At 71.7% G+C, this 22,996-nt stretch carries 20 protein-coding genes and 1 tRNA gene; 14 read left to right on the top strand and 7 right to left on the bottom strand.

The window, feature by feature from the left end:
- Window positions 1-144 precede the first annotated feature (144 nt).
- The gene (locus tag VR894_RS12965; RefSeq protein ID WP_324652155.1) at window positions 145-534 is read left to right on the top strand and encodes a hypothetical protein; all 390 of its coding nucleotides are present in this window, start codon (window positions 145-147) and stop codon (window positions 532-534) included.
- Window positions 535-616: 82 nt separating this feature from the next.
- Here the strand turns inward: VR894_RS12965 and VR894_RS12970 are convergent.
- Window positions 617-690 (bottom strand) — tRNA-Leu (locus VR894_RS12970).
- Between the two features lie 94 nt (window positions 691-784).
- Between VR894_RS12970 and VR894_RS12975 the strand changes: the two genes are divergently transcribed.
- Window positions 785-1,405, top strand: coding sequence for an ANTAR domain-containing response regulator (locus VR894_RS12975; protein WP_324652380.1), 621 nt, complete (start codon window positions 785-787; stop codon window positions 1,403-1,405).
- Between the two features lie 18 nt (window positions 1,406-1,423).
- Here VR894_RS12975 and VR894_RS12980 read toward each other — a convergent pair whose 3' ends face one another.
- Window positions 1,424-1,846 carry a hotdog fold thioesterase gene (locus VR894_RS12980; protein ID WP_324652156.1) on the bottom strand — a complete coding sequence of 141 codons (423 nt, stop codon included), beginning with the start codon at window positions 1,844-1,846 and terminating at the stop codon, window positions 1,424-1,426.
- Window positions 1,847-2,048: 202 nt separating this feature from the next.
- Here VR894_RS12980 and VR894_RS12985 point away from each other — a divergent pair, with 202 nt between their 5' ends.
- From VR894_RS12985 to polA, 3 genes are read left to right on the top strand one after another with little or no spacing between them, the layout of a single operon-like run.
- The gene (locus tag VR894_RS12985; RefSeq protein WP_324652158.1) at window positions 2,049-2,336 is read left to right on the top strand and encodes a CocE/NonD family hydrolase C-terminal non-catalytic domain-containing protein; all 288 of its coding nucleotides are present in this window, start codon (window positions 2,049-2,051) and stop codon (window positions 2,334-2,336) included.
- Window positions 2,333-2,476 carry a hypothetical protein gene (locus VR894_RS12990; RefSeq protein ID WP_324652160.1) on the top strand — a complete coding sequence of 48 codons (144 nt, stop codon included), beginning with the start codon at window positions 2,333-2,335 and terminating at the stop codon, window positions 2,474-2,476. The genes VR894_RS12985 and VR894_RS12990 overlap by 4 nt, the downstream gene beginning before the upstream one ends.
- A 60-nt stretch (window positions 2,477-2,536) precedes the next feature.
- Window positions 2,537-5,164, top strand: a complete 2,628-nt coding sequence (polA, locus tag VR894_RS12995; RefSeq protein WP_416380841.1) for a DNA polymerase I — start codon at window positions 2,537-2,539, stop codon at window positions 5,162-5,164.
- A gap of 41 nt (window positions 5,165-5,205) precedes the next feature.
- Here polA and VR894_RS13000 read toward each other — a convergent pair whose 3' ends face one another.
- Window positions 5,206-6,000, bottom strand: coding sequence for a class I SAM-dependent methyltransferase (locus tag VR894_RS13000; protein ID WP_324652164.1), 795 nt, complete (start codon window positions 5,998-6,000; stop codon window positions 5,206-5,208).
- A 132-nt stretch (window positions 6,001-6,132) separates the two neighbouring features.
- On the opposite strand from VR894_RS13000, the gene VR894_RS13005 reads away from it, so the two are divergent.
- Window positions 6,133-7,158, top strand: a complete 1,026-nt coding sequence (locus VR894_RS13005) for an ATP-dependent 6-phosphofructokinase (protein WP_324652382.1) — start codon at window positions 6,133-6,135, stop codon at window positions 7,156-7,158.
- A 243-nt stretch (window positions 7,159-7,401) separates the two neighbouring features.
- On the top strand, window positions 7,402-8,895 hold the full coding sequence (gene rpsA, locus VR894_RS13010) for a 30S ribosomal protein S1 (protein WP_324652165.1): 1,494 nt from the start codon (window positions 7,402-7,404) through the stop codon (window positions 8,893-8,895).
- 117 nt (window positions 8,896-9,012) lie between these two features.
- Here rpsA and VR894_RS13015 read toward each other — a convergent pair whose 3' ends face one another.
- Window positions 9,013-10,440: an NAD(P)/FAD-dependent oxidoreductase gene (locus VR894_RS13015; RefSeq protein WP_324652167.1), complete on the bottom strand. Its 1,428-nt coding sequence runs from the start codon at window positions 10,438-10,440 to the stop codon at window positions 9,013-9,015.
- 162 nt (window positions 10,441-10,602) lie between these two features.
- Here VR894_RS13015 and VR894_RS13020 point away from each other — a divergent pair, with 162 nt between their 5' ends.
- The 5 genes from VR894_RS13020 (at window position 10,603) to VR894_RS13040 (ending at window position 16,067) form a co-directional block, all read left to right on the top strand.
- Window positions 10,603-11,439 carry a siderophore-interacting protein gene (locus VR894_RS13020; protein WP_324652169.1) on the top strand — a complete coding sequence of 279 codons (837 nt, stop codon included), beginning with the start codon at window positions 10,603-10,605 and terminating at the stop codon, window positions 11,437-11,439.
- The gene (locus VR894_RS13025) at window positions 11,436-12,050 is read left to right on the top strand and encodes a pyroglutamyl-peptidase I (RefSeq protein ID WP_324652171.1); all 615 of its coding nucleotides are present in this window, start codon (window positions 11,436-11,438) and stop codon (window positions 12,048-12,050) included. The genes VR894_RS13020 and VR894_RS13025 overlap by 4 nt, the downstream gene beginning before the upstream one ends.
- 10 nt (window positions 12,051-12,060) lie before the next feature.
- Window positions 12,061-12,669 carry a dephospho-CoA kinase gene (gene coaE, locus VR894_RS13030; protein ID WP_324652173.1) on the top strand — a complete coding sequence of 203 codons (609 nt, stop codon included), beginning with the start codon at window positions 12,061-12,063 and terminating at the stop codon, window positions 12,667-12,669.
- A gap of 87 nt (window positions 12,670-12,756) precedes the next feature.
- Window positions 12,757-14,850, top strand: a complete 2,094-nt coding sequence (gene uvrB / locus VR894_RS13035) for an excinuclease ABC subunit UvrB (protein ID WP_324652175.1) — start codon at window positions 12,757-12,759, stop codon at window positions 14,848-14,850.
- Window positions 14,851-15,056: 206 nt separating this feature from the next.
- Window positions 15,057-16,067 (top strand): TerC family protein, encoded by a 1,011-nt coding sequence (locus tag VR894_RS13040; protein WP_324652177.1) that lies wholly within the window; start codon window positions 15,057-15,059, stop codon window positions 16,065-16,067.
- A gap of 274 nt (window positions 16,068-16,341) precedes the next feature.
- Here the strand turns inward: VR894_RS13040 and VR894_RS13045 are convergent, their stop codons facing one another.
- The 3 genes from VR894_RS13045 to VR894_RS13055 are packed head-to-tail and all read right to left on the bottom strand — an operon-like array spanning window position 16,342 to window position 19,252.
- Window positions 16,342-16,986, bottom strand: a complete 645-nt coding sequence (locus VR894_RS13045; RefSeq protein ID WP_324652179.1) for an MBL fold metallo-hydrolase — start codon at window positions 16,984-16,986, stop codon at window positions 16,342-16,344.
- Between the two features lie 59 nt (window positions 16,987-17,045).
- Window positions 17,046-17,858: a ChbG/HpnK family deacetylase gene (locus VR894_RS13050; protein ID WP_324652181.1), complete on the bottom strand. Its 813-nt coding sequence runs from the start codon at window positions 17,856-17,858 to the stop codon at window positions 17,046-17,048.
- The gene (locus VR894_RS13055) at window positions 17,855-19,252 is read right to left on the bottom strand and encodes an MFS transporter (protein ID WP_324652183.1); all 1,398 of its coding nucleotides are present in this window, start codon (window positions 19,250-19,252) and stop codon (window positions 17,855-17,857) included. The genes VR894_RS13050 and VR894_RS13055 overlap by 4 nt, the downstream gene beginning before the upstream one ends.
- A gap of 78 nt (window positions 19,253-19,330) precedes the next feature.
- Between VR894_RS13055 and uvrA the strand changes: the two genes are divergently transcribed.
- The gene (uvrA, locus tag VR894_RS13060) at window positions 19,331-22,249 is read left to right on the top strand and encodes an excinuclease ABC subunit UvrA (protein ID WP_416380842.1); all 2,919 of its coding nucleotides are present in this window, start codon (window positions 19,331-19,333) and stop codon (window positions 22,247-22,249) included.
- 260 nt (window positions 22,250-22,509) lie between these two features.
- The gene (locus VR894_RS13065) at window positions 22,510-22,995 is read left to right on the top strand and encodes an OsmC family peroxiredoxin (RefSeq protein ID WP_324652188.1); all 486 of its coding nucleotides are present in this window, start codon (window positions 22,510-22,512) and stop codon (window positions 22,993-22,995) included.
- Window position 22,996: the final 1 nt, after the last annotated feature.

Genomic DNA, 22,996 nt, shown 5'->3' on the forward strand with positions numbered 1-22,996 from the left:
GCGGTGGACGCCTGTCTCGTGCGCCACGGCACTCGACGGCGGTAACGCGCTCGTGACGCTGCGCTTCTAGGGTCCTCGCGAGGGACGTGGTCGCTTCGGGACAGGGCCGACCCGCTCATTGCGACGGGCGATGGAGATGCCGATATGGCGAGCATGACCGACTACCAGGTGTTGAACGACGGCGCATTCGAGCTCAGCGGTCACCTCGACGGACAGGATCTCGCGTTCGACCTCCCGTCGGACTTCACCGTCGGCACGTTCCGGGCCAAGCCGGTCCTCATGTGGCGAGTGACACCGTTGTCGTCGAACGTCCGGTACCAGTTCGGGGTCAATGATCCGCAGCGGTGGCAGAGCCAGAGCGAAGGCCAGCGCACGGCCACCAACATGACGAACATCGTTGACGGCGTATGGGAAGCCATCGGTGGCACGCGGTTCGAGGCCGGCTCAAGGAACACGGTCTACTTCATGACGGTCGACGGCTCGATCCGCGTGAGTGACGTGGTGCTGTGGTACCAGCGCGGCTCCGGCTCCTAGATCGTCACTGATCTGCGTCATGATCGCCAGGGAGCCCGGAACGTCGCACGCCGGGTGAGGAGCGTGACGGTGGCGACACCGGTGCCCCGAGTGGGATTCGAACCCACACTGGATCGGGTTTGAGCCGATTGCCTCTGCCGGTTGGGCTATCGGGGCGGCGTCGAGCGGTGTGCGCCGCCCACCGAGTAGGCTAGCGGCCGTGAGTGAGAACAACGAAGCCGGTACCACCGAGGCTGCCACTGCCGATGACATCGTCCTGCCCGTCCGCGAGGACGTGCCCAAGGCTCCGGAGGGGGAGGCACGGCGCGTCGTCGTCGCCGAGGACGAGACGCTCATCCGTCTCGACATCGTCGAGACGCTCAAGGAGGCCGGCTTCGACGTCGTCGGGGAGGCTCCGGACGGTGAGACCGCGGTGCGGCTCGTCGGCGAGCTCGAGCCCGACGTCGTCGTGATGGACGTCAAGATGCCCGGGATGGACGGCATCTCGGCGGCCGAGAAGATCATGGAGGACCGCACCTGCGCGGTCGTCATGCTCACCGCCTTCTCCCAGACCGAGCTCGTCGAGCGGGCGCGTGACGCGGGGGCCATGGCCTACGTCGTCAAGCCGTTCACGACGGCGGACCTCCTCCCGGCCCTGGAGATCGCGATCTCCCGGTTCCAGGAGATCAGCTCCCTCGAGTCTGAGATCGCCGACCTCAACGAGCGCTTCGAGACCCGTAAGCGCGTGGACCGCGCCAAGGGCCTGCTCATGACGAAGATGGGTCTCACCGAGCCCGAGGCGTTCCGCTGGATCCAGAAGACGTCGATGGACCGACGCCTGACCATGCGCGAGGTCGCCGACGCCGTCATCGACCAGGTCGGCAGCAAGTAACGGCGGGCTCGTCGCCGCCTACGGGGTGTCGACGAGCATGCAGGTGAGACGGGCGGTGCACACGCGCCGCCCGTTCTCGTCCTCCACGGCGACGTCGTAGGTCGCCATCCGTCCGCCCCGGTGCAGGGGGGTCGCGACGGCGGTCACCCAGCCGGAGCGCACGCCCCGGTGGTGGGTCGCGTTGAGGTCGACACCGACGGCGCTGCGGCCGTCACCCGCGTGGAGCGCGGCCGCCACCGACGCCACCGTCTCGGCGAGCGCGGCGGACGCCCCGCCGTGGAGCAGCCCCACCACCTGGGTGTTGCCCTCCACGGGCATCCGCGCGGTGACACGCTCCGGGCTCGCGCTGAGGAACTCGATGCCGAGTCGCTCGGTGAGGGTGCCCAGGTGGCCCACGGTGGCCTGCAGGTGATCGAGCAGGTCGGGGTTCGTGCCGGTCATGGCCCCAGCCTCCCACGGCGCGGCGGCCTCTCCGGCCGCGGCCCGTCGGCGGGCGTACTTGTGTCGTGGGCACCCGACAGCAAGGAGCGCGGGAGCGGCGACTCCGACGGCTGGCCGACGTGGGGCGCGACGGCGAGGCGACCCGGATCACCCACGGCGTGCTCAACTTCACTACCGGGACGGGTCCGCCGACCCCCAGCCCATGGAACCCGGACGGAGCTACCGGGTCCAGGTCCCGCTCAACGGCATCGCAAACTCGTTCCCGCAGGGCCACCGGCTGAGGCTGTCGATCTCGACGTCGTACTGGCCGCTCGTCTGGCCGGCCCCGGAGGCGGCGACGGTCACGGTGCGCATGGGGTCAGCGCCTTCCACCTGCCCGTCCGTGCCCCGCGCCCCGAGGACGACGAGCTGCGGCCCTTCGGCGAGCCGGAAGCCGCCCCCGAGCTCGAGACCGTGCCGCTGGAGACGGGTGAGCACCACTGGCGGGTGACGCGCGACCTGGCCACCGACGTCACCACCCTCGAGATCGCCAATGACCAGGGCTCCTCCCGCATCGCCGAGACGGGGACCGTCGTCCCGGGGACCTCGTGTAGCGGGAGGCGGTGCTGCGGTGTCGGTGCGGACGCCTAGGGTTGGGGCGTGAGCACGAGCACCGACCGCCCCCGCCTCCTCGTCGTCGACGGCCACTCGATGGCCTACCGCGCCTTCTTCGCGCTCCCGGTGGAGAACTTCTCCACGACCACTGGACAGCCGACCAACGCCGTCTTCGGCTTCACCTCGATGCTGATCAACCTGCTGGCGGGGGAGCAGCCCACGCACGTGGCCGTGGCCTTCGACGCCGGGCGCACGACCTTCCGCACCGAGCAGTACAGCGAGTACAAGGCCACCCGGGACAAGACGCCCGAGCCGTTCAAGGGGCAGGTGGACCTCATCGTCGAGGTGCTCAACGCGATGGGGATCCCGTCGCTGACCAAGGAGGGCTACGAGGCGGACGACATCATCGCCACGCTCGCCACCCAGGGTGCCGCCGACGGCCTCGACGTCCTCATCTGCTCGGGCGACCGCGACACCTTCCAGCTCGTGCGAGGGGACGTCACGGTCCTGTACCCCGTCAAGGGTGTCTCCTCCCTCGCCCGGATGACGCCGGAGACCGTCACCGAGAAGTACCTGGTGGCGCCGGAGCTCTACCCCGACCTCGCCGCGCTCGTCGGCGAGTCGAGCGACAACCTCCCCGGCGTCCCGGGCGTCGGCCCGAAGACCGCCGCGAAGTGGATCACCACCTACGACGGCCTCGAAGGCGTGCTCGCGCGCGCCGAGGAGATCAAGGGCAAGGCCGGCCAGTCGCTGCGGGACAACCTCGAGCAGGTGGCGCTCAACCGCAAGCTCAACCGCCTCCTCACCGACGTCGAGCTGCCGGTCAAGGTCGACGACCTCTTCCGCCGCCCCATCGACCGGGAGGCCGTCCACTCGGTGTTCGACGCGCTCGAGTTCGCCGTCCTGCGCGAGCGGCTCTTCGCCAGCCTCCCCGCCGAGTCGCCCGAGGCACCCGAGGAGGGCATCGACACCGACGTCACCGCCCTCGTGGCCGGCGAGCTCGCCGGGTGGCTGGGGTCCCGCCGGTCGGGGCTCCTCGGCGTCGACGTCACCGGGACGGCGGCGCAGGGGAGCGGTGACGCGTGGGCCCTGGCGATCGCCGACGACGCCGGCACGGCGGTGACCATCGACCTCACCGAGGTCGGCCCCGAGGACGAGTCCGTGCTCGCCGCCTGGCTCGCCGACCCTGCCTCGCCCAAGGCCCTCCACGACGCCAAGGACGCGACGCACGCCCTCGCCGGACGTGGCTTCGAGCTCGCGGGCGTCGCCTTCGACACCGCCGTCGCGGCCTACCTCTGCCGCCCGGACCAGCGGCGGTACGACCTCGCCGACCTGTCCGTGCGGTACCTCCGCCGCGAGCTGTCCGCCGACGAGGACGCCTCCGGGCAGGGCATGCTCGTGCTGGACGAGTCCGACGCCGGCCGGCAGGCCGGCGTGCGGGCCGCGGCCGTCCGTGACCTCGCGACCGGCCTGCAGACCGAGCTCGAGGACCGCGGCGCCGGCCACCTGCTCGCCGAGCTCGAGCTGCCGGTCCTCGGGGCGCTGGCCCGCATGGAGCGTGCCGGCATCGCGGCCGACCTCGGCTACCTCCAGGAGCTGGAGAAGCGGTTCGGCACGGCCGTGGACGACGCAGCCTCCGCCGCGTACGCCGTCATCGGCCACGACGTGAACCTCTCCTCGCCGAAGCAGCTGCAGGAGGTGCTCTTCACCGAGCTGGACATGCCGAAGACGAAGAAGACGAAGACCGGCTACACGACGGACGCCGACGCCCTCGCCGACCTCTTCGCCAAGACCGAGCACCCCTTCCTCGCGCACCTGCTCGCCCACCGCGACGCGATCCGGCTGCGGCAGACCGTCGAGGGGCTGCTCCGCTCCGTCGCCCCCGACGGTCGCATCCACACCACCTTCCACCAGACCATCGCGGCGACGGGACGGCTGAGCTCGACCGACCCGAACCTGCAGAACATCCCAGTGCGGACCGAGGAGGGGCAGCGGATCAGGCGCGGCTTCGTCGTCGGCGAGGGGTACGCCACGCTCATGACGGCGGACTACTCCCAGATCGAGATGCGGATCATGGCCCACCTCTCCGGCGACCCGGGCCTCGTCGAGGCCTTCCGCAGCGGGGAGGACCTCCACTCCTACGTCGGGTCGCGGGTCTTCGAGGTGCCCACCGACGCGGTCACCAGCGCCATGCGCGCGAAGATCAAGGCGATGAGCTACGGCCTGGCCTACGGGCTGTCGGCCTTCGGCCTGTCCCGGCAGCTGCGCATCGAGGTGGGTGAGGCGCGCACGCTCATGGACGACTACTTCGAGCGGTTCGGCGGCGTCCGGGACTACCTCGCCGGCGTGGTCGACGAGGCACGGCGCACCGGGTACACCCAGACGATCATGGGTCGGCGCCGCTACCTGCCCGACCTCACGAGCGACAACCGGCAGCGCCGCGACATGGCCGAGCGGATGGCCCTCAACGCGCCGATCCAGGGCAGCGCAGCGGACATCATCAAGGTGGCCATGGTCAACGTCGAGCGTGCGCTGGACGCGGCGGGTCTGCGCTCCCGGCTGCTCCTCCAGGTGCACGACGAGCTCGTCCTCGAGGTCGCAGCGGGGGAGGAGGAGGCCGTCGAGGCGCTCGTCCGCGAGCACATGGCCGCCGCCGCCGACCTCCAGGTGCCCCTCGACGTCTCCGTCGGTCTCGGCCGCTCCTGGCACGACGCCGCCCACTGAGACCGCGCACCGGACCCGCCGGTGCCGGGTGCGGGGTGCGGCTACGCCGGCAGGTGGGTGACGAAGATGGCGGTGCCGGGCAGGTAGCGGCCGCGGACGGGCCCCCAGCCGCCCCAGACCTGCTGGTTGCCCTCCTGCCACTCCGGCTCGACGACGTCGTCGAGGACGAGCCCCGCCGCGGTCACCTCACGCACGTGGTCCCCGAGGGTGCGGTGGTACTCGGCGTAGACCGGTGCGCCGTCGTCGTCGACCTCCACGTAGGGGGTGCGGTCGAAATACGAGCGGAGCACGCGCATCCCGGCGGGGGACGGGTCGTCGGGGAACGCCCACCGCACCGGGTGGACGACGGCGAACACCCACCGCCCGCCGGGCCGCAGCACCCGCGCCACCTCGGCGTGGACCCGGGCGGCGTCGGGGACGAAGGCGATCGCGCCGAAGGACGTGAACGCGACGTCCACGCTGCGGTCGGCCAGCGGCAGCGCGCGGGCGTCGGCGACGAGGGCCGGCACGTGGGTCCCGGTGCGGTGGTCGAGCTCCGCCGACTGGGCCACCATCCCGGGCGCCACGTCCGTCGCCAGCACCCGCGCCCCCCGGCCCGCCAGCCAGCGCGAGCACTGGGCCGCACCGGCGCCGACCTCGAGCACCCGCTGCCCCGACAGGTCCCCGAGCAGCCCCGCGTCCTCCTCCCGGAGGCCCTCCGGGCACCAGCGGAAGTCGGCGTCGCCGAGGAACTCCCCGTGCTCACCGAGGTACTCCTCGGCGTTCTCGCTCCACCACCGCCCGGTCGCCCGGGCCGCAGCCGCGGCGTCCACGTCCCAGAACCCGGCACCTCTCATGGGCCCATCCTGCCCCGCCGCGGCCCGCGCCCGGCGCCTGGGACGTTCGCCGCGCGGCGGGCGACCGTCCCGCCGTTAGGCTGGCCGAGGTCTCGCGCCCCCGTGGCGCCCCCCGACATCGAGGAGAAGTTCGTGCGCATCGGTCTGCTCACCGGCGGTGGCGACTGCTCGGGTCTCAACGCGGCGATCCGAGCGGTCGTCAAGCACGGCATCGGGGAGTACGGGCACTCGATCATCGGCTTCCGCAACGGCTGGAAGGGTGTCGCCGAGGGCGACGTCCAGCCCCTCACCCGCGACAACATCCGCGGTGTCCTCGACACCGGTGGGACCCTCCTCGGGACGGCCCGCTACCACCCGCACAGCGCCGACGGCGGCCTGGAGGCGGTGCAGGCGACCCTCGAGGCGGAGCGCGTCGAGGCGCTCATCTGCATCGGGGGCGACGGCACGCTGCACGCGGCGAGCAAGGTCGCCGAGATGGGCGTGAAGATCGTCGCCATCCCCAAGACGATCGACAACGACGTCGCGGGCACCGACCGCTCGATCGGCTTCGACACGGCGGTGCACGTCGCCACCGAGGCCATCGACCGCATCCACACGACCGCGGAGAGCCACAACCGCGTCATGGTCGTCGAGCTCATGGGTCGCGACGCCGGCTGGATCGCGGTCCAGGCGGGCATTGCGGGCGGCGCGGAGGTCGTCCTCACGCCCGAGGAGCCCTTCGACATCGACAGGGTGGTGCGCTTCCTCAAGCACCGGCACCGGGCGCACGCCTCCTTCTCGATCGTCGTCGTCGCCGAGGGCGCAGTGCCGGTCGAGGGCAGCTCGATGGAGTGGGAGACGAGGTACGGGAAGTTCGGGGAGATCGTCTCGGGCGCGGTGAGTGAGCGCGTCGCCGAGGAGATCGCCAAGCGGACCGGCTTCGACACCCGCGTCACCGTGCTCGGTCACGTGCAACGCGGGGGTACGCCGCTGCCCTCGGACCGCATCCTCGGCTCGCGCTTCGGCGTCGCCGCCGTCGACGCCCTGCAGCAGGGCTACACCGGCGTGATGACCGCCCTGCGCGGGGAGGAGGTCGTCCTCGTCCCGCTCGCCGAGGTGGCCGGCAAGTCCAAGCGTGTCCCGGCCGAGCTCATCAAGGTGGCCAACACGCTGGCCTGACCGCGCGCGAGCCCGGCTCGTCCCGGTCCGCCGAGCACGACGACGGCGCGGGCGGCGCGCCGTCGTGCTCGTTCTTGTCCCACGGGGCCGAGGCAACTAGACTCGTCCAGCGGTGACGTGTGCTCGCGGCTGGCGACACCTTGGTGGACCGAACAGTTCCGCTGGGCGTGTGGTGGGTCGCGGGGTGCGCCCCGACATCCCATATCCGCACTATTCCCTGTCCGCATCGGAGTCCGTAACTCAATGACCATCACTACGCCCACTCAGCCGAGCGCCCCGCAGGTCGCGATCAACGACATCGGCTCGGCCGAGGAGCTCCTCGCCGCAATCGACGAGACCATCAAGTACTTCAACGATGGCGACATCGTCGAGGGCACCGTCGTCAAGGTCGACCGGGACGAGGTCCTCCTCGACATCGGCTACAAGACCGAGGGCGTCATCCTCTCTCGCGAGCTGTCGATCAAGCACGACGTCGACCCCGACGAGGTCGTCTCCGTCGGTGACCAGATCGAGGCCCTTGTTCTCCAGAAGGAGGACAAGGAGGGCCGGCTGCTCCTGTCGAAGAAGCGCGCCCAGTACGAGCGGGCCTGGGGCACGATCGAGAAGATCAAGGAGGAGGACGGCGTCGTCACCGGCACCGTCATCGAGGTCGTCAAGGGTGGACTCATCCTCGACATCGGCCTCCGCGGCTTCCTCCCCGCCTCGCTCGTCGAGATGCGCCGCGTGCGCGACCTCCAGCCCTACGTGGGCAAGGAGCTCGAGGCGAAGATCATCGAGCTCGACAAGAACCGCAACAACGTCGTGCTCTCGCGTCGCGCCTGGCTCGAGCAGACGCAGTCCGAGGTCCGGTCCACCTTCCTGCAGACCCTGCAGAAGGGCCAGGTCCGCCAGGGCGTCGTCTCCTCGATCGTCAACTTCGGTGCGTTCGTCGACCTCGGTGGCGTCGACGGTCTCGTCCACGTCTCCGAGCTGTCCTGGAAGCACATCGACCACCCGAGCGAGATCGTCGAGGTCGGCCAGGAGGTCACCGTCGAGGTTCTCGACGTCGACATGGACCGCGAGCGCGTCTCCCTGTCGCTTAAGGCGACGCAGGAGGACCCGTGGCAGGCCTTCGCCCGCACCCACGCGATCGGGCAGGTCGTCCCCGGAAAGGTCACCAAGCTCGTCCCCTTCGGCGCGTTCGTGCGTGTCGAGGACGGCATCGAGGGCCTGGTCCACATCTCCGAGCTGGCCGTGCGCCACGTCGAGGTGCCCGAGCAGGTCGCCAAGGTCGGTGACGAGGTCTTCGTCAAGGTCATCGACATCGACCTCGAGCGTCGCCGGATCTCGCTGTCCCTCAAGCAGGCCAACGAGGGCGTCGACCCGAGCAGCGACGACTTCGACCCGTCGCTGTACGGCATGGCCGCGGAGTACGACGAGGCGGGGAACTACAAGTACCCCGAGGGCTTCGACCCCGAGACCAACGAGTGGCTCGAGGGCTACGAGACGCAGCGCGAGGCCTGGGAGGCCCAGTACGCCGAGGCCCACGCCCGGTGGGAGGCGCACAAGAAGCAGGTTGCGGCCGCCGCCGAGGCGGACGTCGAGGCGTCGAGCACGACCAGCTCGTCGAGCTCGTCGAGCTCCTCGACCAGCAGCGCTGCCCCGACGACCTACACCTCCGCTCCGGAGGAGGCCGGTGGCACGCTCGCCTCGGACGAGGCGCTGGCCGCTCTGCGGGAGAAGCTGACCGGTAACTGACCGGCGCACGCACGACGACGGCGGCCCGTCACCCGAGAGGGTGGCGGGCCGCCGTCGTCCCGTCCGCGGCCGGGAGGCTCACCGGCCCGCCGGGGCCGTCACGCTTGGGTAGGGCGGCTACCCCGCCGGGACCCGGGTGATCTCCGGGCGCGCCATCGGCGGGCCCAGGCCGCGGAGCCGGCCGCGGACCACGCGCACCACGAGCGCCGGGCGGAACAGGTTCAGCGGTGAGCCCATGAGGTGGTAGACGCGTCCGAGCACCTCCCCGGCGTGCGGGTCCCCGCGGACGGCGAGCCTGTCCACCTGGCGCGCCCACGCCCCCAGTGCTGACTGCACCCTCGGGACGCTGCCCGTGCTCGCGGCGTAGCGGAGGTCCTCGTTCGTCGCGATGGACCACGGCAGCGCGGCGACCCGACAGAAGCGGCGGACCAGCCGTCGCTCGTCGCCACGGCGCAGCCCGCGGGTCAGGGCATCCCGCAGCAGGAGCGCCTCGCACGCCGCGACCGTGACGCCCTGCCCGTAGATCGGGTTGAACGCGCACAGGGCGTCGCCGACCACGAGGAGGCCGGCGGGCAGGCCGCGGAGCCGTTCGTAGTGGTGGCGGCGGTTCGCCGTCTGCCGATGGACCACCACGTCCGTCTCCGGCGTCCCGGTCCGGGTCAGCTCGGCGATGGCGTCGTCGCGCAGGCCGGCGAGGAACCGCGTGTACCCGTCGTTGTCGCGCGGCGGGCGGTCCTCACCCGACCCGACGAGCCCCACGACGAAGCGTCCTCCCTCGAGCGGCAGGACGATGCCGCCCCGCGGGTGCGCGGGCGTCTGCATCAGGACGATCCCCGGCACCGCCAGCCGCTGCCGGTCGAGGCTGAACACCCGCGTCGCGTAGCCGATGCGCGCGTCCACCTCCGAGACGGCGGGCACCGGGACACCCGCAGCGGCCAGCCACGCCGGGAGCCGCGAGCTGCGCCCCATGGCGTCGACGACGAGGTCGGCCGCCACCGGCCCGCCGTCGACGTCCACCTCCCACGCGGGCCCGCCCGCGCGGCCGCGTCGCAACCCGCGCACCCGCACGCCGTCGCGCACCTCGACCCCGGCCACCCCCCGTACCCGGCACCGGACGAGGTGCTCGAACAGCGGGCGGGACGCCGAGAGCACCTCGAACTGCCGCCCGGCGGGAGCCCACCCGTTCTCCCCGAGCCAGGCCAGCGCACCCGTGTCCAGCGGCACGGCGCCGGCCGCCCGGAGCTCCGCACCGAAACCCGGCAGCAGCTCCTCGACCGCGAGCAGCCCCCGGTAGAGGTACACGTGCGCGTGCCTCCCCTGCGGGACGCCGTCCCGGGGCTCGGGACCGTCGGGCAGGCGGTCCCGTTCGAGGACGGTGACCGACCGTCCGTCCCCGGCGGCCGCGGCAGCCGCGAACAGCCCGGCGAGCCCACCGCCCAGCACGACGACGTGGTGCAGGCGCCGAGGACGGCGGCCCGCCGCCGCCCTGACAGGAGCTCGGGGGCCGGTGTCCGCCGGGCCCGAGGAGCTGCGTGGACGACGCATCGCGGCCTCCGATCGGGAACGGGACCACTCTTCCAGAGCGGGGCCCGCCCGCACAGAGGTGCTGGATCCCCGGCACGCCTGCGGCGTGCCCCGAGCGGGCGTCACCGGTGGCCCGCGGCCCGCGTCAGTCGGCCGCCAGGTAGCGCGGGTTAGGGTCGCCCCATGAGCAGCACCCCGACCTCGACCCTCCGCCACGAGCGCGTCCGCCACGACCTCGCCGTCCGTCCGATGACCGTGACGGCGTGGCGCGACCTCACCCCCCGCATGCGGCGGGTGACGCTGGCCGGCCCGATGGGGGGCTTCACGAGCCCAGGCCCCGGCGACCACGTCAAGGTCTTCTTCCCCGACCCCGCCACCGGTGTGCTCAACGCCCCACGTGTCGTCGACGGTCGCCTCGAGCGTCCGGCGGGCGAGGTCGTCGCCCGCGACTACACCCCGCTCGTCACCGCGCACGGAGAGCTCGAGCTCGACCTCGTCGTGCACGGCGACGACGGGCCCGCCTCCGCCTGGGCGTCGCGTGTGACGGCCGGAGCGGAGCTCGTCGTCGCCGGCCCCCGCGGGTCGAAGCTCGCGCCCGAGGGAGCGGACTGGTACGTCCTCGCCGGCGATGAGACGGCGCTGCCCGCGATCTCCCGCTGGCTGGGGATGCTGCCCGACGACGCGGACGTCACCGTCCTCGTCGAGGTCCAGGACGCCGCGGACGAGGCCTACCTCGGGGCGCTCGGCTCGCCCCACCCCGTGACCTACCTCCACCGTGGAGCCGCCGCCCCCGGGACGACGACGTTGCTCGCCGACGCCGTCCGGGCACTGCCGGCACGGGAGGGTGCCGGCTTCTGGTGGCTCGCGGGTGAGTCGCAGTCCCTCGTCCCGGCGCGTCGCTACCTGCGGCGGGAGCTGGGCCTGAGCCAGGACGCCGTCGACTGCAGCGGGTACTGGAGGCGCGGCGCGGCGGACCACGACCACCACGCGCCCGTCGACCCGCAGGACCCGGACCAGTGAGGACGGTCCTCGTCACCGGCTTCGGCCCCTTCGACGAGCACACCGAGAACCCCTCGGCGCTGGCCGTCGGGCGGCTGGCAGAGACCTGGACGGCCCCGCCGGGCGTCAGGCTCGTCACCTCCGTCCTGCCGGTCTCCTTCCGGCGGGCCACCGAGGAGGTCGGGGCACTGGTCGAGCGGTACCGGCCCGCCGTCGTCGTCGGTGTCGGGCTGGCCGCCGGGGCGCGGCGGATCGCCCTCGAGCGCGTCGCCATCAACCTGGCCGACGCCCGAATCCCTGACGTCGACGACGAGCAGCCGGTCGACGTCCCCGTCGTCCCCGGCGGACCGACCGCGCTGCTGGCCACGCTGCCCGTCAAGGCGGTCCGCGCGGCGCTCGAGACCGCGGGGCTCACCGCCGACCTGTCCCTGTCCGCCGGCAGCTACGTGTGCAACGCGGTGATGTACGCCGGTCTCGCCCGTGCCGGGGACGGCGTGCCCTCCGGCTTCGTCCACGTGCCTCCCGCGGAGGTGGTGCCCGTCGCCGACGTCGTCCGGGCGCTCGGGGTCCTGCTCGACACGGTGCTTGCCGACCCCGGCGAGCTCGCCGTGCCCGGCGGCCGCGAGCACTAGGCTCACCGGTGTGCTGCGCATAGGTCTGACCGGGGGCATCGGTGCCGGGAAGTCGACCGTCGCCCGGGAGCTGGAACGGCTCGGCGCGGTCGTCATCGACGCCGACGCCGTCGCACGGGAGGTCGTCGCGCCGGGCACCCCGGGGCTGGCGGCGGTGGTCGCCGAGTTCGGGGAGGACGTCCTCACACCCGACGGTGCTCTCAACCGCCCGGCACTGGGCCGGATCGTCTTCTCCGACCCCGGCGCCCGGGCGCGCCTCGAGGCCCTCACCCACCCCCGCATCGCCGCGGAGACCGCTCGGCGCACCGCCGAGCTCCCCGCCGGCAGCGTGATCGTCCACGACGTCCCGCTCCTCGTGGAGAACCGGCTCGCCGGGAACTACGACCTCGTCGTCGTCGTCGGGGCCGACGAGGAGGTCCGGCTCGTGCGCCTTATCCGCGACCGCGGCATGGCACGCGAGGACGCCCTGGCGCGCATCCGGGCGCAGGCGGACGACGACGACCGGCGCGCCGTCGCGGACGTCTGGCTGGACAACTCCGGCACCACCGAGGACCTCCTCGCGCAGGTCCGCGAGCTCTGGGAGGAGCGCGTGACTCCGCTGCGGGAAGCGGGGGCGTAGGCCCACCTCGCGTCGTCGCCGTCCGCCCACCGCGAAGCCGACCGACCGGCACCGCGCGATGTCGGTGGTCCAACGTACCGTTGAGCCATGCGTCCCGTCACCGACCTCCAGCGGTCCGTCGCGCCGATCGAGGTCATTTCCGAGTACACCCCCTCCGGCGACCAGCCGACCGCCATCGCCGAGCTCGCGGCGCGCCTCAGGGCGGGGGAGAAGGACATCGTCCTCCTCGGTGCCACCGGGACCGGCAAGTCCGCGACGACGGCGTGGCTCATCGAGCAGGTGCAGCGGCCCACGCTCGTGATGGCGCCGAACAAGACGCTCGCGGCGCAGCTCGCCACCGAGTTCCGAGAGCTGCTGCCCAACAACGCCGTCGAGTACTTCGTCTCCTACTACGACTACTACCAGCCCGAGGCGTACATCGCGAGCACCGACACCTTCATCGAGAAGGACTCCTCGATCAACGACGAGGTCGAGCGACTGCGGCACTCGGCCACCAACAACCTCCTCACCCGGCGTGACGTCGTCGTCGTCGCCTCGGTGTCGTGCATCTACGGCCTCGGCACGCCGCAGGAGTACGTCGACCGCATGGTCCAGCTCAAGGTCGGGGACGTCGTCGACCGCGACGACCTCCTGCGCCAGTTCGTCCAGATGCAGTACACCCGCAACGACCTCGCCTTCACCCGCGGCACCTTCCGGGTGCGCGGGGACACCGTGGAGATCATCCCGGTATACGAGGAGCTCGCCATCCGCATCGAGATGTTCGGTGACGAGATCGAGGCGCTCTACACGCTGCACCCGCTCACGGGTGACGTCGTGCGGCAGGAGGAGGCCATCCACCTCTTCCCGGCGAGCCACTACGTCGCCGGGCCGGAGCGGATGGAGCGCGCCATCGCCACCATCGAGGACGAGCTCGCCGAGCGGCTCGAGGAGCTGGAGTCGCAGAGCAAGCTGCTCGAGGCCCAGCGGCTGCGCATGCGCACCACCTACGACATCGAGATGATGCGGCAGATCGGGAGCTGCTCCGGGATCGAGAACTACTCGCGGCACATCGACGGCCGTGGCCCCGGCACCGCACCGCACACCCTGCTCGACTACTTCCCCGAGGACTTCCTCCTCGTCATCGACGAGTCCCACGTCACCGTCCCGCAGATCGGGGCGATGTACGAGGGGGACATGTCCCGCAAGCGGACCCTGGTGGACCACGGTTTCCGGCTGCCCAGCGCGATGGACAACCGCCCGCTGCGCTGGGAGGAGTTCCTCGAGCGGATCGGCCAGACCGTCTACCTCTCGGCCACCCCGGGCCAGTACGAGCTGTCCCAGTCCGACGGCGTCGTGGAGCAGATCATCCGGCCCACCGGGCTCGTCGACCCCAAGGTCGTCGTCAAGCCGACCGAGGGGCAGATCGACGACCTCCTCGGGGAGATCCGGGACCGCACCGAGCGGGACGAGCGGGTGCTCGTGACGACGCTGACGAAGAAGATGTCGGAGGACCTCACCGACTACCTCCTCGAGCGCGGCGTCAAGGTGCAGTACCTCCACTCGGAGGTCGACACGCTGCGCCGGGTCGAGCTGCTGCGCGAGCTGCGGATGGGCAGCGTCGACGTCCTCGTCGGCATCAACCTCCTGCGGGAGGGCCTCGACCTGCCCGAGGTGTCCCTCGTCGCCATCCTCGACGCCGACAAGCAGGGCTTCCTGCGCTCGGCCACCTCGCTCATCCAGACCATCGGACGGGCGGCCCGTAACGTGTCCGGTGAGGTCCACATGTACGCCGACTCGGTGACGGCGGCGATGGCCGAGGCGATCGAGGAGACCAACCGCCGCCGGGACAAGCAGCTCGCGTACAACGAGGAGCACGGGATCGACCCCACCCCGCTGCGCAAGCGGATCGGGGACATCACCGACATGCTCGCCCGCGAGGCCGTCGACACCGCCGAGCTGCTCGAGGGCGGCTACCGCGGCGCAGGTAAGGGGGCGAGCGCGAAGGACAAGCAGGCCACCGGGTCGGCGCTGCGCAACCGGCTCGGCACGGCGGCGGCGAGCGACCTCGCCGACCTCATCCACCAGCTGGACCAGCAGATGCGCGGGGCCGCCGAGGAGCTGCAGTTCGAGCTGGCCGCGCGCCTGCGGGACGAGATCTCCGACCTCAAGAAGGAGCTGCGGCAGATGCAGGCCGCCCAGTAAGCAGCGCGGGGCGTGACGCACGGCTCAGTGGACGCCTGCGTGCCTGCCCCGCCGGGGTGACGTATGGTGCTGCGGCGGAGGGGAGTATTCCCCAACGGTGGTGTCGTCAGCCCAGTGGGTCAGTGCCCGCTCGGTGCCACCGGCGCCCGGCAATTGGCCGGCGCGGAAGAGACCTCCGGTACCGCGCCCTACGTACCGGAGGCACAGTGGACGTTCCCGCCCTCGCCTGGATCATCCTGTTCGCAGTCATTATCACGATGATCACTGTCGACATCGTCGGCCACGTGCGCACACCGCACGCCCCCACCCTGAAGGAAGCCGCCTGGTGGTCGGTCGCGTACGTCGCGATGGCACTGATCTTCGGCGTCATCGTGCTGCTGGTGTGGGGCTCGGGGTACGGCCTGGAGTACTTCTCCGGCTACGTCACGGAGAAGAGCTTGTCCGTCGACAACCTGTTCGTCTTCGTCATCATCATCGCCGCGTTCCGTGTCCCCCGGAACTACCAGCAGGAGGTCCTGCTGGCCGGCATCGTCATCGCGATCGTGCTCCGCGGTGTCTTCATCGCGCTGGGTGCCGCGGCGATCGAGAACTTCTCCTGGGTGTTCTACATCTTCGGCGCGATCCTCATCTGGACGGCGATCTCCCAGGCACGGCAGGGCGTGGAGACGGGCGAGCACGACGACGAGTACCAGGAGACCGGCTTCGTCCGGCTGGTGCGGCGCTTCTTCCCGGTGACCGACGACTACGTCGGCGGCAAGCTGCTCACGAGGCAGAACGGCAAGCGGATGATCACGCCGATGCTCCTCGCCATCCTGGCGATCGGTAGCGCGGACATCCTCTTCGCCGTCGACTCCATCCCGGCGATCTTCGGCCTCACCCAGGAGCCCTACCTCGTCTTCGCGGCGAACGCGTTCTCGCTGCTGGGTCTGCGCCAGCTCTACTTCCTCATCGATGGGCTCCTCGACAAGCTCGTCTACCTCCACTACGGCTTGGCCGCGATCCTCGGGTTCATCGGGCTCAAGCTCGTCGTCCACGCGCTGCACACCAACGAGCTCGCGTTCATCAATGGTGGTGAGGAGTGGCACGGGCTGCCCGAGCCCGGGATCGTCGTGTCGCTGCTGTGGATCATCGGCGTGCTGACCATCACCGTGCTTGCGAGCGTGGCGAAGAACAGGAAGGACGCCCGCGAGGTCGAGTCCGGCGCCACCCGCGACTGACGCAACGGTTCCCGGCGTCACAACGCGGCCGGACCCGCGGCCCGGGGCCCCACCCCTCACGCGCCGAGAGCGGGATTGTTATCAGCACGATCCCGCTCTCGGCCGACAACCGAGGGCTCGTGTGCGTCGGCGATGTGCGTGAGCCAGCTGTCGGTGACGGGCGGGGGCTCGCGTCCGTGGTCGCCACAACCCTGCTCTCGGCGACGGGGTGGGGAGCGACGGGCGGGGCGCTTGCGCGTCGCGGTGACCCTCGCGGGTGCCGGCCTCGCCGCGGTCACCAGCCGCGGGCGCGCCACTCCGCCAGGTGGGGGCGCTCGGCGCCCAGCGTGGTCGGACGGCCGTGGCCGGGCCAGACGACCGTGTCGTCGGGGTAGACCGCGAAGAGCCGCTGCTCGACGTCGTCGAGAAGACGGGTGAAGTCCTCCGGGCTTCGCGTCTTGCCGACGCCGCCGGGGAAGAGGCTGTCACCCGTGAACAGGTGCACACGGCCGGGACGCCCGGAGCCGTCTTCCTCGGTGAGGGCCAGGGCCACGGACCCCGGGGTGTGCCCGCGCAGCGCGACGACGTCGAGGGCCACCGCGCCGCCGGAGTCGACGGTGATCCGGTCACCGTGGGCGAGCAGCACGTCGACCGGAACCGGCAGGTCGGACGCGTCCGCGGCACCGGCCGCCGTGCGGGCGCCCGTGGCCGCGACGACCGCGGGCAGGGCCCGGTGGTGGTCCCAGTGGCCGTGGGTCGTCACCACGGTGCGGAGCGGTCCTTCCTGGGCAAGCAGGGTGAGGACGGCGTCGGCGTCGTCGGCGGCGTCGACGAGCAGCTGCTCACCGGACGGCGCGGTGAGGAGGTAGACGTTGTTGTCCATCGCCGAGACCGAGATCCGGTCCAGCCGGGCACTACCGAGGAAAGTCGTGTCGGTCATGGCTCGATCCTTCCAGGGTGCTGCAGGTGGAGCCTGGCGAGCCGCTCTCCAGCACGTGGTCACCAGTGGTCGACGACGGCGATGCCCTCCTCCGCCAGCCGGTCGGTGAACCGGGGGTCCCGCAGCATCCGTGCCTCCCACCCGCGCAGGGTGGCGGCGTCGTCGTCACCCGGCACGCCCGGGTGGCAGAACAGCTCGCTCGTGCCCTCCGGGAGCTTCGCCAGCGTGTCGAGGTAGCTGTCGAGCAGGCGCGCGTAGCTGCCGTGCTCGGCGGCACTGGTGCGGTTGGTGAGCACGGCGGCGGGGATCGGCACGCCGTGCCGGTCGGCCGCCACGACGGCGCGTGCGTGCGCTCCCGCGAACGGTGCCGCCTCGTGGGGGAGCAGGTAGGGAGCGCCGTCGCGGGGGAGCCGGAAGCCCAGGCCCTCCTCCCCGCAGAACGCCAGCGTCGCCTCGAGCCAGGTGGCGCCGTGCAGCCCGTAGAGGACCGAGGTGTGCGCGTCGACCGCGGCGACGGCCCCGACCCGGTCCCGGACCCAGCCGAGCTGCGCGGCGACCTCCGCAAGAACGTCCGCCGTGCTCCCTCTGGAGGCTGCGACCGGGTCGGTGTGGAGGAACCCGTCAGCAGTGACGAGTGAGGGGGCCGCAGTGAGCGGGCGCCACGGCGGCACGTCGTCGTCGCTCGTGAGCGTGACATGCACGCGCACCCCCGGGCGCCCGGCGACGGCGTCCGCCGCCGCCTCGGCGAAGGGTGTGACCGGCATGATCGTCACCGCACTGACCGCGCCCTCGGCGAACAGGTCGAGGACGACCTCCGAGTCGGCCCGGCTCCGGCCCACGTCGTCCGCGGTGACGACCAGGCGGCGGCTCACGGCCGCCCCCGCTCGACCGGTCCGGCGGACGTCCCGGTCCCGGGCGCGGGCCCGCTGGTGAGGTCACCGCTCGCCGGCCGGATCTCCGGGAGGTCGTGAGGGGTGTCGTCCGGCACGCGGATGAACCGGGCGAGGACCGCTCCGGCGAGAGCCACGACGAAGGGGTAGGCGCACACGTAGACGCGGAAGGCCAGCGCCGGGTCGTCGCCGGGGTCGTCCCCGGAGTAGTAGCCGAAGAACAGCCCAAGCGACGCGAGCGCGAGGCCGTTGAGCGCCCCGTTGAGACGGCCGAGGACGCCGAAGGCGGAGAGGAACAGGCCCTCGCGGTGCTCACCGTGCGTGGCGGCGTCGTGGTCGAGGACCCGTGCGATGACGAGGTCGTTGGTGGCGAGCATCCCCGACCAGCCGACGCCGAGGAGCAGCCCTGCGGGGAGCGCGGTCCACAGGGTGGTCGCGAGGAAGAGCGGCACGAAGCTCAGCGCGAGGACGAGGAACGCCAGCCGCCACGTCCAGGCGGCGCCCCGCCGGGCGACGACGCGGGTCCACACGGCCAGCCCGCCTGCCGAGACGACGATGACCGCGGCCTGGAGGTACAGCGCGTAGGCGACGGGCAGGCCGAGGGAGTAGCGGACGTAGAGCTGGACCCCGGTCAGGACCAGTGCCATCGCGCTGAGGTAGCAGGCGCTGGCGAGGCCGATCTGCCAGAACAACCGGTTGCGGAGGATGGTGGCGAGGGTCGGGAGGAAGCGGGACCGGGTCGACGACGCGTGGTCGGGGTTCTCCCGCGCCCCCAGTGCCATGACGACGATGGCGACGGTCGCGACGACGGCGTAGATGACCGCCGTCGTGCGGAAGCCCTCCGTCGACTCCTCGGTCCCGAAGACCTGCGTAGTGAGCAACGGGGTGAGCGCGAGGGAGACGACGAGGGCCACGAGCTGGAAGCCTTGTCGCAGCGAGTTGGCGGCGGCGCGCCGCCGCTCACCCGGGAAGAGCTCGGGGAGGAGGGCGCCGTAGTTCGCGTTGAGCAGCGAGTCGCACGCCTCGCACAGGATCGCGAAGACGGCGAACCACACGACGAGGGTGACGCCGTCGAGGGTGTCCGGTACCCAGAAGAAGCCGACCAGACCCACCGCCAGCAGCGGGCCCCCGACGAGCAGCCACGGCCGGCGGCGTCCGTAGCGGGTGCGCGTCCGGTCCGAGAGGTGGCCGAGCAGCGGGTTGTCGACGGCGTCGATGACGGCGTAGACCGCCATGACGATCCCGTACGCGCGGACGTCGAGCCCCAGGATGTCGACGTAGAAGAGGATCATCGAGCCCTTGATCATGTTGATCGGGATCGAGGTGCCGAACATGCCGATCGCGTACCGCCACGGCGCGGTCACAGGGGTGCTCACGAGGACAACGTAGTGGCCCGCCCCACGACCGCAGCGCGCTTTCCCCAGGTCGTGCGCCGCGGCGGTGACGTCGAACACATGTACAGACGTCGGTGCGCCGCGTATCATCGCGGGGTGAGTGATCAGCTTCTCGTGCGCGGTGCGCGCGAGCACAATCTTCGCAACGTCGACCTCGAGCTCCCGCGGGACAGCCTCATCGTCTTCACCGGCCTGTCCGGGTCGGGGAAGTCGTCCCTCGCCTTCGACACGATCTTCGCCGAGGGTCAGCGCCGCTACGTCGAGTCGCTGTCGTCCTACGCGCGCCAGTTCCTCGGCCAGATGGACAAGCCCGACGTCGACTTCATCGAGGGCCTGAGCCCGGCGGTCGCCATCGACCAGAAGTCCACGAGCCGCAACCCGCGCTCGACGGTCGGCACGATCACCGAGATCTACGACTACCTCCGGCTGCTCTACGCCCGCGCGGGCACCCAGTACTGCCCCGTCTGCGGCGAGCGCGTGACCGCCCAGACCCCCCAGCAGGTCGTCGACCGTCTGCGGGAGATGCCCGAGGGAACCCGCTTCCAGATCCTCGCCCCGGTCGTCCGCGGCCGGAAGGGCGAGTACGGCGAGCTCTTCCGCGAGCTGCAGTCCACCGGGTTCTCCCGGGTGCGCGTCGACGGCGCCGTCCACTCCCTCTCCGAGCCGCCGACGCTGGAGAAGAAGATCAAGCACGACATCGACGTCGTCGTCGACCGCCTCGTGGTCCGCGACTCGATGCGCCAGCGCCTCACCGACTCGGTCGAGACCGCGCTCCGGCTCGCCGACGGGCTCCTCGTCGCCGAGCTCGTCGACCTGCCGGAGGACGACCCGGACCGCGAGCGTCGCTTCTCGGAGAAGCGCGCCTGCCCCAACGACCACCCGCTCCAGCTCGAGGAGATCGAGCCGCGGACCTTCTCCTTCAACGCGCCCTACGGTGCGTGCCCGGAGTGCTCCGGCATCGGCTCGCGGCTCGAGGTCGACCCCGAGCTCGTCGTCCCGGACGAGGAGATGACGCTCGCCGAGGGCGCCGTCCAGCCTTGGGCACGGTCCTCCTCGGAGTACTTCCTGCGGCTGCTGCGGGCGCTGGGCGACGACCTCGGGTTCTCCGTCGACGCGCCGTGGCGGAGCCTGCCCGCGCGGGCGAAGGAGGCGATCCTCCACGGCAACGACTACCAGGTGCACGTGAAGTACCGGAACCGGTGGGGCCGTGAGCGCGCCTACACGACCGGCTTCGAGGGCGTCATCGCCTTCATCGAGCGCAAGCACGCCGAGACGGAGTCGGACTCCTCGCGTGAGCGCTACGAGGGCTACATGCGGGAGGTCGCCTGCCCGGTGTGCCGCGGCGCGCGGCTCAAGCCCGAGGTGCTCGCCGTGAAGATCGGTGGCCTGTCCATCGCCGAGCTCTGCGACCTGCCGATCGAGGACGTCGCCCCGTTCCTCGACCGGATGGAGCTCGGCGAGCGCGAGCTGGCCATCGCGGGCCAGGTGCTCAAGGAGATCCGCGCCCGGCTCGGGTTCCTCGTGGACGTGGGCCTCACCTACCTCAGCCTCTCCCGCCCGTCGGCGACCCTGTCCGGAGGGGAGGCGCAGCGCATCCGGCTCGCGACGCAGATCGGCTCCGGCCTGGTCGGTGTGCTCTACGTGCTCGACGAGCCGAGCATCGGGCTGCACCAGCGGGACAACCGCCGGCTCATCGACACCCTCGTGCGCCTGCGCGACCTCGGCAACACGCTGATCGTCGTCGAGCACGACGAGGACACGATCCGCGTCGCCGACTGGATCGTCGACATCGGCCCGGGTGCCGGTGAGGCGGGTGGCCACATCGTGCACTCGGGGCACCTGCCCGAACTGCTCTCCACCGAGGCGTCCCTCACCGGTGCCTACCTGTCGGGGCGGCGCTCGATCCCGATGCCGGCGAGCCGGCGTCCCATCGACCGCGGCCGCATGGTGCGGGTCGTGGGGGCGCGGGAGAACAACCTCAGGAACGTCACGGTCGACTTCCCGCTCGGGAGCTTCGTCGCCGTCACCGGCGTCTCCGGCTCCGGCAAGTCGAGCCTCGTCAACGGCATCCTCTACACGGTCATGGCGAACGAGCTCAACCGCGCCCGGCGCGTCCCCGGCCGGCACAAGCGCGTCACCGGCCTGGAGCACCTCGACAAGGTGGTCCACGTCGACCAGAGCCCGATCGGCCGCACGCCGCGGTCCAACCCGGCGACGTACACCGGCGTGTGGGACCACGTGCGCAAGCTCTTCGCCGAGACGCCCGAGGCGAAGGTCCGTGGGTACACGCCGGGGCGCTTCTCGTTCAACGTCAAGGGCGGGCGCTGCGAGGCCTGCAAGGGCGACGGCACACTGAAGATCGAGATGAACTTCCTCCCCGACGTGTACGTCCCCTGCGAGGTGTGCCACGGGGCCCGGTACAACCGGGAGACCCTCGAGGTGCACTTCAAGGGCAGGACGGTCGCCGAGGTCCTCGACATGCCGATCGCCGAGGCTGCGGAGTTCTTCTCCGCGTCGCAGAAGATCTCGCGCTACCTCCACACCCTCGTCGACGTCGGCCTCGGCTACGTCCGCCTCGGGCAGAGCGGCACAACCCTCTCCGGCGGTGAGGCCCAGCGCGTCAAGCTCGCCTCCGAGCTCCAGCGCCGGACCAACGGGCGCAGCGTCTACGTCCTCGACGAGCCGACCACCGGCCTGCACTTCGAGGACATCCGCCGCCTGCTCGAGGTGCTGCAGAACCTCGTGGACAAGGGCAACACGGTCATCGTCATCGAGCACAACCTCGACGTCATCAAGAACGCCGACTGGGTCATCGACATGGGCCCCGAGGGCGGCTCCGGCGGTGGAACCGTCGTCGCCGAGGGGACGCCCGAGGAGGTCGCCCGGGTCCCCGAGTCGCACACCGGTCGTTTCCTCGCCGAGGTCCTCGAGGAGACGACGGGCGTCCCGCTGCCCGAACCGCTCGAGCTCGGCGTCTGAGCCGGGCGCACCATCGTCGACCGACGGCGGGCCTCCCTCGCGGCGGTCGGCGGACCCGACGGCCGTCCCTCGGCTGCGCAAGAAGTCCGCTCTCGGCGCCGTAAGGGGGCGCTCGGCCCGGCGCTGGACCGACGGCGCAACCCTCGGCTGCGCAAGAACTCCGCTCTCGGCGCGGTAGGGGAGCTCTCGGCGCTGTAGCGGGGGCGCTCGTGCCGCCTGTCGTGCCTGTGACGGCGCTCACTCGCCGCTAGGGTGAGGTCATGGGAGCACTGCACACCTACACGGTGACCGTCGACTGGACCGGGGCGGACGAGGCCGGGACACGGAGCTACACCTCCTACTCGCGGGACCACGAGGTGCGGGTGGAGGGCAAGCCGGCCCTGTTGGCCACGTCGGACCGCAAGGTGGCCGCGGACGTCTCCCGGTACAAGGCCGAGGAGCTTTTCGTCGGGGCGGTGTCCCAGTCGCAGATGCTCTGGTTCCTGCGCACGGCCGCGGCGCACGGCGTCGTCGTCGTCGGGTACACGGACGTCGCGACGGCCACCGAGCGGGTCGAGGGGGCGAACTCGGGCCCGTTCTCCGACATCGTGCTCCGCCCGCGGGTCACCTACGCCGAGCCGATCAGCGAGGAGGCCGCCGCCCGGCTCCACGAGGACGCCCGCGTGCAGAACCACATCGCCCGGTCGCTCAGCTGCCCCGTCCGCGTTCAGCCGGCTCCTCCTGCCCCGGGGCCGCACGTAGGCTGAG

The organism is Georgenia sp. H159, from assembly GCF_035607575.1.
In the GTDB taxonomy this organism is placed as follows: Bacteria; Actinomycetota; Actinomycetes; order Actinomycetales; family Actinomycetaceae; genus Oceanitalea.